Origin of the sequence: Methylocystis silviterrae, assembly GCF_013350005.1 — a bacterium.
Classification (GTDB): Bacteria; Pseudomonadota; Alphaproteobacteria; order Rhizobiales; family Beijerinckiaceae; genus Methylocystis; species Methylocystis silviterrae.
On sequence record NZ_JABVWW010000006.1, the window covers coordinates 97,063 to 109,949 of the forward strand.

The 12,887-nt window shown below is 63.1% G+C and carries 10 protein-coding genes; 7 read left to right on the forward strand and 3 right to left on the reverse strand.

Annotation, left to right across the window (positions count from 1 at the left end):
• Positions 1-77: 77 nt before the first annotated feature.
• Entirely contained in the window at positions 78-1,034 is a 957-nt protein-coding gene (locus tag HUN39_RS09115; protein WP_175094152.1) for an N-acetylmuramic acid 6-phosphate etherase, read from the reverse strand.
• A gap of 176 nt (positions 1,035-1,210) precedes the next feature.
• On the opposite strand from HUN39_RS09115, the gene HUN39_RS09120 reads away from it, so the two are divergent.
• The 5 genes from HUN39_RS09120 (at position 1,211) to HUN39_RS09140 (ending at position 8,049) form a co-directional block, all read left to right on the forward strand.
• Positions 1,211-2,242 carry an SIS domain-containing protein gene (locus tag HUN39_RS09120; RefSeq protein ID WP_175094154.1) on the forward strand — a complete coding sequence of 344 codons (1,032 nt, stop codon included), beginning with the start codon at positions 1,211-1,213 and terminating at the stop codon, positions 2,240-2,242.
• The gene (nagA, locus tag HUN39_RS09125; protein ID WP_175094155.1) at positions 2,239-3,402 is read left to right on the forward strand and encodes an N-acetylglucosamine-6-phosphate deacetylase; all 1,164 of its coding nucleotides are present in this window, start codon (positions 2,239-2,241) and stop codon (positions 3,400-3,402) included. Before HUN39_RS09120 ends, nagA begins: the two co-directional genes overlap by 4 nt.
• A gap of 154 nt (positions 3,403-3,556) precedes the next feature.
• Positions 3,557-5,209, forward strand: a complete 1,653-nt coding sequence (locus HUN39_RS09130) for a hypothetical protein (protein WP_210266911.1) — start codon at positions 3,557-3,559, stop codon at positions 5,207-5,209.
• A 138-nt stretch (positions 5,210-5,347) separates the two neighbouring features.
• Complete coding sequence (locus tag HUN39_RS09135) at positions 5,348-6,652, forward strand: ABC transporter permease (RefSeq protein WP_175094156.1); 1,305 nt, start codon at positions 5,348-5,350, stop codon at positions 6,650-6,652.
• Positions 6,649-8,049 (forward strand): ABC transporter ATP-binding protein, encoded by a 1,401-nt coding sequence (locus tag HUN39_RS09140; protein ID WP_175094157.1) that lies wholly within the window; start codon positions 6,649-6,651, stop codon positions 8,047-8,049. Before HUN39_RS09135 ends, HUN39_RS09140 begins: the two co-directional genes overlap by 4 nt.
• Positions 8,050-8,081: 32 nt before the next feature.
• Here HUN39_RS09140 and HUN39_RS09145 read toward each other — a convergent pair whose 3' ends face one another.
• The gene (locus tag HUN39_RS09145; protein ID WP_175094158.1) at positions 8,082-8,819 is read right to left on the reverse strand and encodes a YkgJ family cysteine cluster protein; all 738 of its coding nucleotides are present in this window, start codon (positions 8,817-8,819) and stop codon (positions 8,082-8,084) included.
• Between the two features lie 194 nt (positions 8,820-9,013).
• Positions 9,014-10,372, reverse strand: coding sequence for a carbohydrate porin (locus HUN39_RS09150; RefSeq protein WP_232366004.1), 1,359 nt, complete (start codon positions 10,370-10,372; stop codon positions 9,014-9,016).
• Positions 10,373-10,595: 223 nt separating this feature from the next.
• Here HUN39_RS09150 and HUN39_RS09155 point away from each other — a divergent pair, with 223 nt between their 5' ends.
• Both HUN39_RS09155 and HUN39_RS09160 read left to right on the forward strand, forming a co-directional pair.
• Entirely contained in the window at positions 10,596-12,281 is a 1,686-nt protein-coding gene (locus HUN39_RS09155; protein ID WP_175094159.1) for a lysine--tRNA ligase, read from the forward strand.
• Positions 12,281-12,826, forward strand: a complete 546-nt coding sequence (locus HUN39_RS09160; protein WP_175094161.1) for an RBBP9/YdeN family alpha/beta hydrolase — start codon at positions 12,281-12,283, stop codon at positions 12,824-12,826. Before HUN39_RS09155 ends, HUN39_RS09160 begins: the two co-directional genes overlap by 1 nt.
• The last annotated feature ends 61 nt before the right edge of the window (positions 12,827-12,887 follow it).

A 12,887-nucleotide genomic window follows, 5' to 3' on the forward strand; every position in this document is an offset into this window, starting at 1 on the left:
CGGAGCGCTCGAGGTGCGGGTCAGCCTGCGAGGAGGCCAAATCGCAATTGCCGGAGTGCGAACCTCAAGCTGGCGCCCTACTCGTGCGTCGCATCTTCCCGAATGTACGGCCGGGTTTCTCGAAGGTCCGCCGCCTTTGGCCGCTCGACCATCAAGCTCATGGCGCGACGCAAATGGCCCTCTGCCTCATCCAGCGCCGCCGCCGCCTTGGCGAGCCCGTAGCCCTGCAGCAAGAGAAAGGCGAGCTTCACGCTCCCGCCGGCGCGCTGCAAGGCCTCATGGATCTCCTCGTCGCCGCGGCCGGTCAGCCGCGACAGGATTTTTTCGCTCCGTCGGACCAGTTTCTTGTTCGAAGCCTGCACATCCACCATGAGGCCGTCGTAGACACGCCCGAGCAGAATCATGACGAGCGACGAGAGCAGAATAAGCGTGATTCGCTGGGCGGTCCCCGCTTTCATCCGCGTCGAGCCGGCGATCGGTTCGGCGCCGGTTTCGAGGAAAATCGCATGATCGGCCTCCTGGAGAAGCGGCGTCCCGCGATTGTTCGCGACGCCGATTGTCAAGGAGCCTCTGTTTTTCGCCTCGCGCAAACAGGCGAGCGTAAAAGGCGTGGTGCCGCTTGCGGCCACCGCGATGGTCACATCGGACGCCCCAATCTCATGGCGCCGAACGAGTTCGACCGCTTGGTGGTCCTGGTCTTCGGCGCCTTCAACAGCGTGTAGCAAAGCGGTTTGTCCGCCCGCCATGAGGAGCAGAAGCCGATCTTGCGGCCAGCCGAAGGTCGGCATGAGCTCCGCCCCATCCTGAGCAGCCAAACGACCGGATGTGCCGGCGCCGACGTAAACGAGCCGTCCAGGCCCGCGCAGCCGGCGCTCAATCGCAAGCGCCGCCCGCTCAATCGCGGGGCGCGCGGCTCGAACGGCCGCGACGGCGGAAAATTGCCCTTCGATCATTGAATCCAGGATCTCGGCCGGTTCCCAGACGTCGATCTTGGCATAGCGCGGACTTTGGCGTTCGGTCTCCGTCGGGCACATCGGCGCAATTCCAGCTGATAAGCCGCATATGGCCAATGACGGAGAGAGTTCAAGCTAAGCTTCCTATCAGCCAGCTCATGACGCCGGCTCCGGCGCGGGAGCTGCGCTGGAACTTGCTTTCCCGCGCGTCCGGCTCAATCTCTGTGCTGATGGGTTTTGACCGGATGCCTAAATCAATGACCCTCCTCGACGCGCAGATGATTTCCGATATGCGAGAGGCTCCGGCGGCCGTGCGACGGCAGGGTGACGGGCTCGCCGAGGTTCTCCCAGTTCTCGCGGATCGGTTACGGCGCAAGCCGCCTCAAGTCGTGGTCACCTGCGCGCGCGGCAGTTCGGCGCACGCCGCGACCTTCGGCAAGCATCTGATCGAGCGATACCTCGGCGTCGTGGTGGCGCCCGCCGCGCCCAGCATCACGACGATCTATCATCAGCCTCTGCGCCTGGCTGACCAGCTCTTTCTCGCGATTTCACAGTCGGGCGAAAGCAGCGACATCATCGAACAGGCCGCTGCGGCGCGCTCCTGCGGGGCCGTGACCGCCTGCATCACAAATGACCCGGCGAGCGGGCTCGCTCGGGCCTGCGAATTCGTGTTGCCGATGGCGGCGGGCCCGGAACTGAGCATTCCCGCGACCAAGACGTTCATCGCATCGGTGGCGGCGCTTGCCCGACTGGTCGCCGTTTGGTCCGAGGACGCGGCGCTCGCGCGCGCGCTGACGGCATTGCCTGATCGCCTCGCCGCCGCCGGCGACCTCGACTGGGGCTGCGTCCTTGAGAAGATCGCAGGCGCGGAAAGCCTAGTCACGATTGGACGGGGTCCGACGCTCGCCATCGCGCGCGAGGCCGCCCTGAAACTGAAGGAAACCTCGGACCTCCACGCGGAGTGCTTTTCTTCGGCCGAATTCCTCCACGGCCCGGTTGCTCTGGTGGCGCCTCACTATCCCGTGCTCATGTTTGCGCCGACCGACGCCGCCGCCGCGGGCATGACGCAGCTCGCCGCGGATCTCAGGGCAAAGGGCGCGGCGGTCTTTATCACCTCCTCGGAGGCGCGGACGCCCGACCGGCTTCCAGCATTGCTCCCTGAACATCCCGAAACCGACGCGATCTGTCTGATCCAGAGCTTCTACGCCATGGTCGTCCGCTTGGCCGCGATGCGCGGAAAGAACGCCGACCAGCCGCGCCACCTGCGAAAGATCACGCGCACGCGATGAATGGCTTCTCTCGATACGCGGTGGCCGCGGACGTCGTCTTCGACGGCGAAAAAAAACATGACGACTGCGCCGTCGTGATTGAAGGTCAGCAAATCGCGGCGCTGACGCGGCGATCGGAACTCCCATCTTCGATGGAAGTTTACAACGTCCCTCAAGGCGCATGGCTCGCGCCGGGCTTTATCGACATTCAGGTCAACGGCGGAGGCGACGTCCTTTTCAACGCCGATCCGACGCCCGACGCTTTGGCGAAGATTGCGCGGGCGCATCGCAAGTTCGGCGTGACGTCGCTTTTGCCGACGCTCATCACGGATAGCGATGAAGCGATGGCTGCGGCGCTTGGCGCCGTAAGCGCAATCATGCCGCGCGAGCCAGGCATTCTCGGGGTTCACCTCGAGGGCCCTTTTTTGTCTCCGCAAAAGCCGGGCGTTCATCGGCGAGAGTTTATCCGCCGCCCAGAACCCCAGCATCGCCAAATGCTTCACTCATTTCGCGCGGGCGTATTGCTCGTGACGCTCGCGCCAGAGGAGGCGCCCGACGGCTTCATCGCCGAACTTGTCGCTGCGGGAGCGAAGGTCTCGCTCGGTCATTCGATGGCGACTTATGAGCAAACCCGCGCCGCAATGGCGCAAGGCCTGACGGGCTTCACGCATTTGTTCAACGCAATGCGTCCGCTTTCCGCCCGCGAGCCCGGACCTGTCGCGGCGGCGCTCGAATCGCCCGACGCCTACTACGGGCTCATCGTCGACGGCGAGCATGTCGCCCCGGCCATGCTGGGATTGGCGATGCGCGGCGTCGGACGCCCCATGCTGGTGAGCGACGCCATGCCGCCGGTCGGCGGCAAAAGGGTAGAGTTCGATCTTCTTGGTAGCCGGATTACGGTCCGCGACGGCAGTTGCCGCACGCAGGAGGGTGCGCTTGCAGGATCGTCGATCGAGATGGCGAGCGCGGTTCGCAACTGTGTGCGGCTTCTGGGACTTCCTCTGGAGCGGGCGCTGCGCTGCGCCTCTTGCCACCCTGCCGAGTTTCTAGGTCTCGGACGCTCGCTCGGCCGCCTCGCGCCGGGATATCGCGCCGACATGGTGGCGTTCGACCCGACGGATATTTCGGTCTCCGCCGTCTGGGTCGCCGGCGAAAGATCGGATTATCGCCCAGGCGCGTAGCTCGTGGGCCGAGTCAGAAGCGCGACCACCTCGCTCAAGCGAATCTTGAGCATTCACAAAAGTGCTTGCCGGGCGAAGAACTATATCGCAGACAATTTCTCACTTCTCGATTCATTGGATTGGGTTCAGCCGCTGCGCTCTTAGGGAGAGACCGATGTCTACCGATCAAAACTTCCCGTCGGAAAAAGTGGTGTCGGAGCTCGCCGCGCCGCAGGTTGTGCCGCCTCTCAATCAGCGTGGCCGGGTTGAACGTAGAGAGGTGCTGCGCGCCGCGACGGCCGGAATCATCGGGACCATTCTCGGCGTCAGATCGGCCAACGCGACAGGGCTGTTCTCACGCCTGATGGGAGACTCAGCGTCGGCGGCGGAGGCGAACGCGCCGCGTCTTGCGACGCTCGGCGACTACGTCTGGCTCACCCCGACGAAGCTCGGCGGGGGCGCTCAGGTGCAGGATCTTGCGACCGGCAAGACGATGGCCTGGATCGAATATTGGAATTACGGCGACAGCTGCCCCATCGCCCATCATCTCGCGGCCTTTCCTTCGGCCGACCCCCGCAAAGGCTTCGAGTTCGTAAACTCGACCCAGGGTGGGCAGAACGTCCTGATTTATGGCATCCCCACTCAGATTCGGGAACATGGAATGCTCGATCCTTTGTGGGGTCAGGGCAATCAGATCTATCGCGTCGGCTTCGACGGGCAGCAGATGAATTTGCTCGAGAATGTCGCCGAGACCACGGGAATCGGACTTGGCGTGCACACCGTTATTTTCCCGGATGCGTCGGGCTTCACGGTCGCGGACGGGCAAAAGGATGTGGTCGCCTTCTTCAATCGCGCCACCGGAAACCAGAAGACAACGGTGATCGACGCATTCCGTTTCGACTGGCGTGGAAACGAGCCGGACGGCGTGCTCGAGGACAATTGGTTCAAAGGAGGAACCGTTCGCGTTTCCCGTCTCTTAAAGGCGCCTGACACCGGGCTCTACGATTATCGCGGCGTCAAGGGAAACAAGCTCGATTGGGAGATGGTGCCCATGGGCGAGTATCTCGCCTATTCGGGACAGCTTCCGGGCGACTCGGTGAAGACGCTGACCGGCGCCGATAATTGCGTCCACCATCCGATCCATCCGCTCTCGCTGGTGACGCTTCGCATGTTCGCCGTCGGCGTCGTCATCGACCGGACGAAGATGGAGCCGGTGGCGTGCATCTCTTCCCCGGACGGCACGACCAAGGAAAGCATTCCGGTTAAAAAGATCGCCGACGGCATTTGGGACATCAAGCTGGACAATGTCGTGTCCTCGGGACACGAATGCGGCTTTGGACCGCACGGCAAATGGTTCACCATGACGAACAACACCCGACAAAACAGCATGGGCGTGTTCGATTGTTCGGACCGCGATCCGCGCAACTGGAAGCGAGTCGCCGAGTTCAAGGATTCGCACTGGGTCGGCTCAACGCCAAGCCCGTTCCACATCACCTATTCGATGGACGGCTCGAAGATGTTTGTCTCCGAGCTGCATCGCAAGCCGGCGAAAAGCGCCATCGTCGTCGTCGACACCAATACGTGGACGACAATCAAGCGCTTCGAGAATGTCGGCGTTGACCTGCAGACGATGCATGTCACCTATGACGGCAAATATGTGCTCGCGATCTTCAGCGGATTCCAGCGGCTCGAAGGAGGAACTTTCATCTTCACGCAGGATACGCTGGAGCCCGTTGGTTATATTCCGAACTTTGGCGGTCACCACGACTGCGTCATTGTTCCGCGGAACAATGAGGAACTGATCCACAGCCGCTGCACCACAGTCTGACGGGATCGGCGAACCCGCAAGACGATTCTCGTCTCGCTTGCGCCTAGCGACGCGCGTCTCAAGCGATCGCGGCTACACAACGAAGCGGCCCCGCCCCTTAAGCCAGGCCGCGTCGACCTGCAGATAACGGTTCCACCTATGACGAAACGCCATCGCTCGCGCTTCCTGCTGGTGCGGCTCGGCGCTCAGAACGTCGGACGTCGGCTGCTGCGGAGTCTTTTGCTCGGCATGGCGGTGATGATCGCCGTCGGGGTTGTCTTCTCCGGCTTTGTCACCGGCTGGTCGCTGCGGGAAGGAATCTTGACGACCTTTTCGCGGATGGGCGCCGATCTCGTTGTCGTGCCGCATGGCGCCTTGGTGAACATCACCAGCACGCTGCTCACGATACAGCCGACGGATCTCGATCTGGATGCCGCGCTGGGCGACAAGCTCAGAGCCGTTCCCGGCGTGGCGAAGGTCGCCGCGCAGCATCTCATCCGCGCGAGCGTCGAAGGACGCGCGATCAATCTGATCGCCTATGATCAGGCGACCGATTTCACCGTCGAATCTTGGCTGCCCGCGGGGGAGAAACCCGTGGCCGCGACCGGGGGCTTGCTTGTTGGGGAGCGGGTCGCGCTGAAGACTGGCGAAGCCCTGACGATTTGCGGTCGGTCGCTGGTCGTGACGGGCCGATTGGGTCGAACGGGCGTGGGCCCCTTTGACGAATCTTATTTCATCAGTTTTTCCGCGCTCGACGAACTTGTCGCCGCGATCCGGGCGCGCCCTGCGCATATCCCTGTTCATCCGCCCGCGTCTTCGCCCTCCGAAGGGGTCGACGCGACGCATCATGATCACGCCGCGGGACGGCCCGAATGCCTTCCGTCAATCGCGCAGGATCGTGTCTCTGCATTCCTCCTGCAACTGTCGCCCGGCGCCTCGGCGGAGCAAGCGCGTTTCGCCATTGGACAGATTCCGGCAATCAAAATCGTCACGGGCAATCCGATCTTCACCGCGGCGCGCCAATCGCTCGGAAGTCTCTTCTGGGGCGTGGCGATCTTCGCGGGCTTGCTGATGCTGGCGATATTCTTTCTCGTCTCGTTGTTGTTTTCCGCCATCCTTCAAGAGCGCTATCGCGAAATCGGCGTGCTGCGGGCCATGGGCGCGCGGCCGGCGCAGATCATATCGATCACCCTGATCGAGGCGGGGCTCATCACAGGCTTTGGCGGCTTGTTAGGCATCGGCGCGGGTTTCTCGCTGATCTTTATTTTTGCCCGTTCTCTCGGCTTTTATTTTTCGTCGCTCGGCGTGCCCTTCGACGCCCCGCCTGCCGGAATCATATGGATTGCCGCGGGCGCCGCCGCGCTCTGCGGCGTCGCGATCGGCGTCGGAGGCGCTTTTGTCGCCGCTTGGCGGACACGGCGTCTCGAACCCTACGCGATGATCCAGATGGAAAGTGCGCGATGATTCTTTCCGCCAAGGGTTTGCGCAAGCGTTACGGCGGCGATGCTGGCGTGGAAGCGGTGATCTGCGCCGATCTGATCGTTGGCGCAGGCGAGTTCGTTTCGATCGTCGGACGATCTGGCTCCGGTAAATCGACGCTGCTCGCCATGGTCGGCGGGCTGACGGCGCCGACCGCGGGCAGGGTTCAACTGGCGGGGGACGAGATCTGGGATCTTCCCGAGGCGCAGCTTGCCGATGTCAGGCGGGCGCGCATCGGTTTCGTCTTTCAATTCCCCAGCCTCCTCCCCAATCTTCGCGCCATCGATAACGTCGCTTTGCCGGCCCTGCTGGGTAACGACGTGACGCCGGAATACGCCTATGCGCGCGCGCAAGGCCTTCTTGCCCGCGTCGGCCTGGTTGAGCGGATGACAACCTTCCCAGGACAGATGTCCGGCGGCGAACAGCGTCGCGTCGTCATCGCTCGGGCTTTGATCAATGAGCCGCAATTGCTTCTTGGGGACGAACCGACAAGCGACCTCGACGAGGAGACGGAAGAAGAGATCTTCGCGCTGCTCGACAATTTGCGACGAGAAGAAAATTTCGCCATGGCGCTCGTCACGCATAACCATGCGCTTGCGCAACGCGCTGATCGCATGTTCGAGATGCGGCGAGGCATTCTCCTTCCGAGCGACGCGCCGCGCGGCTTCGTCGCTGCGCCGATCCGCTACGCCGAACCGACCGCGCTAAAAGCGCCCGCCCCGATCGGCGCCGCTGCAGACGGCGCTCGCGATTTCGAAAAACTCGGCAAGACGCTGTGGGCGACAGCGGGACGCGTCTTCGCCGCCGCGGCGCTGATGTTCGTCTTAGCGTCTGCGGCAAATTACGGCGTGGCGCGCTATCAACAGTATGAACTTGACGCCGGTCGGCAGCGACTCGCCGCGCTCGAAGAACTTGCGACGTCCACTCTGCAGAGCGACATCGCGTCAATTTCGCAGCTTGGCGACGGCCGTTATGAGGTGACGATTTATCTCGAGAACACAAAAGCCGAACACCCCATTTACGTCATGTCGCCGAGCGTGCAGGGTTTCGTGCAGGTTGGAGTCGGCTGGCAGGAAGCGCCGCTCACACCGGTCGACGACGCGACCGCCGCGGTGCTGAAAGTCACAGGCCGGCAGCTCTACCGCTTCATTTTTGAGGCCCGCCTCACGAAATTCACCGAATTATTGCCGCACTATATGCATGTGCGCTTCAGCAACAACATGCTTGTCAGTCCCGAGAGCACACCCACGAATGAGTTATTTCAGCGGGTCGATAATTATTATGTCTATCTGAAACCGGACAATGTTGACGACGCTACGATCGCAAAAGATGTCCGGTTTCCCGGACCGCCTCCGGTCTGGATCTGGATGCCGCCGCACTGAAGTCTCTTCCTCTGACCCAGCGCAATCGCCCTCTACGCGGTGGCGGCAGCGTCCAAAATCGCCGCCGCTTCGATAAGGTCGAAGTCGGGAATTCGCGCGTTCATCAAAGGATCTTCGCCGGATATCCATTGTTCGAGCGTATGTGGCGCGGAGAGCGCGCAGTTGAGCGCTCTGTTGACCTCATAGAGTCCCCAGGCCAGTCCGGCGCGCCGCAGCGCCGCCATCAGGGCGTTCTGAACGAGGCTACGGACAACGAGATGCGGCGTGGAGATCGGCGCTTCAACGGCTTCGCCTCTCACCGCCGCAAGGCATAACGCCTTGTCGAAGGCCGCATGGCCGCGACAAGCAAGCGGACGAATTTTATAGGCGAGGCATAATTCGCCTTCGATCAGCGGGCAGGCATGCTGGGCGGTCAGTCGCTGTTCTTCGGACAGGCCGCCAACGGCCTGATCGGCGTCGGCGATGCGCTTACCGAGCATTATGCCGCGCTCCCGAAAGGCGGCGGCGTTAACGGAAATGAAGCGCGCGAGCAGGAAGATTTCTGGAGCCGTCGCGACGACGCGAAGGCGGCAACAGGCCGCGCATTCTCCCTGACAGGCGAGCGCTGGCGCGCCTGCAGCCTGAAGGGCGACGTTTTGCGTGAAGCTGTCAAAAGCTTGCCCGCAGAGCAGCGCGACGAGTTCTGGGCGCGCCCGGCAGGAGCCTATCGTTTCGCTGAAGGCATGCGACGTGGCCTTGAAGAAGGCAGAAGGGCTGATATCTGCTGTCACCCGTATCTCCCCTTGCGCCGGTAAGAATGATCGGGGCGAGCACATAGCCGACAATCGAGGCCACGCCGGTCCCGCAGTAAACCCCACATGCCAGAGGCGGCGGCCAATGCTAACCAACCGAGACGGCGCTCGTGGACTCCATAGCACTGGAGCTGACACGGAGCGATTTCGAAGAAATCGTCAGATTTTATCCACTAGAATATCGTCTGCAGACGCAGGCCGAGATAGCTCGCCCGCGCCCGCAGCGGATTCCACGGATCGATGATCTGGACGTCGCCCGAGAGCCGCAGCCATCGGGTCACGGCGAAATTATAGAAGGCCTCGACGCCGCCTTCGCTGCGACGATTGATTCGCCGCGCCGCCAGTCCGGAGAGGAGCGGCTGGGTCAGCCCGTAATGGTAATAGCCGACGCCCCAGCGATCGTCCTCGCGGCCCGTCATCAGATTGTAGCCGGCGAGACCGACGAGCATGCTCCATCTGACCGGATTGGGATTGCCGTCCGACAGCGTCGCGAGCGTGAACAGGCCCCAGCCGAGTTTGGGGTTCGTTTCGCTCTGCATCAGATACTGCTGGACGGCGTAGGAGACGAACCAGAAGCCCTTTTTGGTCAAGCCGCGGAGCCGGGCGATCGCCTGCCGAGTTTCGCCGATGTCGTCGAGGTCGAAGCCTCTGGCGTTGCTGTAGGCGAAGCGCAGCGTATGGAAGCCGCGCAGTCCGCCGATCTCGACGGGCACGGTCGCCATCAGACCGGCGCCGACGCCGCGCTCGAATGGGCGCGTGATGACGCGCGGCTGCTGGGCGTTGCGTGGGTCGGCGACCATCACCTTGAGGTCGAAATATTTGGTCTTGAGCGCGGCGACGCCGCCCAGGAGATAGGGCGGCGCGATAATCAGACGGTCGGCGACGCTTTCCGGCGAGCTGACGCCAATGCCGGTCGACGGCAGCGCGAAGGCGCGGTTCATGAACGTGTCGATGCCGCCGCCGCCGACCAGCGGCGTCTGCGCGGCGAGCGTCAGCATGTTGAACTTGCCGATCGTCACCGAAAGTTCTTCGCTCAGCTCCTGCGTCAGCGTCATCGACAGCGCCGAGTGATAGCCGTCGCGCTCGATGAACGCCTGGGCGACATTGACCGGCAGCAGCGCGAGATCCTGCCGGTTCACGTTGCGGCCGAAGTAATGCTCATATTGCGCGTTGAACTTGAGCCCTTTCCAGAAGCCGAGCTTTTCGCCGTCGACGCGCAGAAACATGTCCATCTTGCCGCCGTAGCGCGCCGTCCGGTCGATCGCGCCCGCGGGAATGCCCTGGTAGAACTGCGTGACCCAAACGTCGACGTTGACGCCGAATTTACGCAGCTGATCCTTGGGGCCGCCCGGCGTATCGGTCAGCGATTTCTGCTTGGCGAGCGAGACGAGACTGTCTTCGGCGAGGACCGGCGCGCCCATCGTCGCGACAAGGGCTGCGAGGCTGGCGCCGGCCGCGGCGATTAGGCTGCGCGCCCGCGCGAGTCGCCTTTTGGAGGAGGTCGGCCCGCTCCACTCCCTCCTCCGCCACATCGCTTCGGCCTTCCCGCAAGCCAGATTGGTGAATCACATGCGCTGTCGAGCTTAACGGCATCCCCGCGCTTGTCTATTGACGGCGCGCAACAGCCGCGAGCTTTCGATTCGCAGCGGACGTCCGGCGCCTGCCCCCGGGGCGCGGCCGCTTCTTCGTTGACGCCCCGAGCCCCTCTCCCTACTGTGCGCGCCTTCCCGCTACAGATTGGCCAGTTCGCATCCCATGTCCGCACCGCTCCTATTGTCGCCCGAACTCGTCGAAGCCGCGCGCGTCTCGCCCGCCTGGCCGTTCGAAGAGGCGCGAAAGCTCGTCAAACGCGTGGAAGCCAGCGGTCAAAAAAGCGTGCTGTTCGAGACAGGCTATGGCCCGTCCGGCCTGCCGCATATCGGCACTTTCGGCGAGGTCGCCCGCACCAGCATGGTGCGCCGCGCCTTCGAAGTGATGACCGAGGGCAGTATCGCGACGCGCCTCATCGCCTTCTCCGACGACATGGACGGGCTGCGCAAGGTCCCGGACAACATCCCCAACAAGGAACTGGTCTCCGCCAGTCTCGGCAAGCCCTTGACGCAGGTGCCGGACCCTTTCGGCACACATGACAGTTTCGGGGCGCATAATAATGCGCGGCTGCGCGCCTTCCTCGACGCCTTCGGCTTCGAATATGAATTCGCCTCGTCGACCGAATATTATAAGAGCGGCCGCTTCGACGCCGCTCTGAAGCATATGCTCGAGCGCTACGACGCGGTGATGAAGATCATGCTGCCGAGCTTTCGCGAGGAGCGCGCGGCGACCTATTCGCCCTTCCTGCCGATCCATCCGAAGACCGGCATCGTCATGCAGGTCGCGCTGACCGGTTATGACGCAGTAGCCGGCACAATCTCCTGGACCGATCCCGAGACGGGCGAGGCCTTCACCACCCCTGTCACCGGCGGCCATTGCAAGCTGCAGTGGAAGCCCGACTGGGCGATGCGCTGGTATGCGCTCGACGTCGATTACGAGATGGCCGGCAAGGACCTCATCGATTCGGTGAAGCTGTCCGGCGCGATCGTGCGGGCGCTTGGCGGGCGTCCGCCGGAAGGCTTCAACTACGAACTCTTCCTCGACGAAAAGGGCCAGAAAATCTCGAAGTCGAAGGGAAATGGGCTGACGATCGAGGAATGGCTGACCTACGCCAGCCCCGAGAGCCTGGCGCAATTCATGTTTCAAAAGCCCACGGCGGCGAAGCGGCTCTATTTCGACGTGATCCCGCGCGCGGTCGACGACTATCTGAATTTCCTCGACGCCTATCCGCGCCAGGACTGGAAGAACCGCCTCGGCAACCCGGTCTGGCACATCCACGCCGGAGACCCGCCGCAGGCCGAGACGCTGGCGCATGAGGGCGACGCCAAGGGCGTGAGCGTCTCCTTCTCGATGCTGCTCAATCTCGCCGCCGTCGCCAACGCCGAAGATCCGGCCGTGCTTTGGGGATTTCTGCGCCGCTATGCGCGATCCGCGACGCCCGAAAATCATCCGCGGCTCGACAAGCTCGTCGGCTACGCCGTCGCTTATTTTCGCGATTTCGTGAAGCCGGCGAAAACCTATCGGGCCGCCGACGAGATCGAACGCCAGGTGCTGCAAAAAATCGACGAGACGCTGAGCGGTATGGACAACGCCAGCGCCGAAGAGATTCAGTCGGCGCTTTACGACGTCGCCCGCGCCGCGCCGCGCTACCAGGATTTTAACGCCAAGGGCGCGACGCCCGAGCGTCCCGGCGTCTCCAACGACTTCTTCAACATGCTCTATGAAGTGCTGCTCGGCGAGAAGAAGGGCCCGCGCTTTGGCTCCTTCATCGCGCTCTATGGCGTCGCCGAGACGCGCAAGCTGATAGCGGACGCGCTCAACGGCGCCTTTGTGGCGCGCGAAACCGCCTGATGCGCGCGGCCGACGCCGACATTGTGATCCATCCCGGCCTTACCGGCGGCACGGAGGATCATTGGTACAGCCGCTGGAAGAAGAAGCTCTCCACCGCGCGGCGCGTGACGCAGCGTGACTGGAGCGCATTGTCGCGCGCAGACTGGGTGGACACACTGACGCGCGACATCGCCGCCTCCGAGCGTCCCGTCGTCGTCATCGCCCATTCGCTCGGCGTGATCACGACGCTGCATGCGGCGCCGCGCATCGCGGAAAAAGTCGCCGGCGCCTTTCTCGTTGCGCCGCCCTCTGACAGCGTGATGCTGGAGCTGCCGATCGATCCCGAATTTGCGCCGGCGCCCCGCGCGCGGCTTCCCTTCCCCGCGGCGCTGGTCGGCAGCAGCGACGATCCTTATGCCGACCTGCTCTTCGCGCGGCATCTCGCGCAGGATATCGGCGCGCGCTTCATCGACGCCGGCGCCGCCGGACATATCAATGTCGACAGCGGCCACGGGCCATGGCCGGAAGGTTCGCTCGCCTTCGCGAACTTCATGGCGAAGCTCTAACACTCGTCATCAATTCGGAGTATTGACACTCTATTGGCGATCATCGACCCTAACGCGATGC

Bases quoted from the DNA above. Each gene is read 5' to 3' on its own strand.
- HUN39_RS09160 (WP_175094161.1), top strand. From the start codon at position 12,281: ATGCGCGCGGCCGACGCCGACATTGTGATCCATCCCGGCCTTACCGGC.
- HUN39_RS09140 (WP_175094157.1), top strand. From the start codon at position 6,649: ATGATTCTTTCCGCCAAGGGTTTGCGCAAGCGTTACGGCGGCGATGCT.
- HUN39_RS09150 (WP_232366004.1), bottom strand. From the start codon at position 10,372: ATGTGGCGGAGGAGGGAGTGGAGCGGGCCGACCTCCTCCAAAAGGCGA.
- HUN39_RS09130 (WP_210266911.1), top strand. From the start codon at position 3,557: ATGTCTACCGATCAAAACTTCCCGTCGGAAAAAGTGGTGTCGGAGCTC.
- HUN39_RS09135 (WP_175094156.1), top strand. From the start codon at position 5,348: ATGACGAAACGCCATCGCTCGCGCTTCCTGCTGGTGCGGCTCGGCGCT.
- HUN39_RS09120 (WP_175094154.1), top strand. From the start codon at position 1,211: ATGACCCTCCTCGACGCGCAGATGATTTCCGATATGCGAGAGGCTCCG.
- nagA (WP_175094155.1), top strand. From the start codon at position 2,239: ATGAATGGCTTCTCTCGATACGCGGTGGCCGCGGACGTCGTCTTCGAC.
- HUN39_RS09115 (WP_175094152.1), bottom strand. From the start codon at position 1,034: ATGTGCCCGACGGAGACCGAACGCCAAAGTCCGCGCTATGCCAAGATC.
- HUN39_RS09155 (WP_175094159.1), top strand. From the start codon at position 10,596: ATGTCCGCACCGCTCCTATTGTCGCCCGAACTCGTCGAAGCCGCGCGC.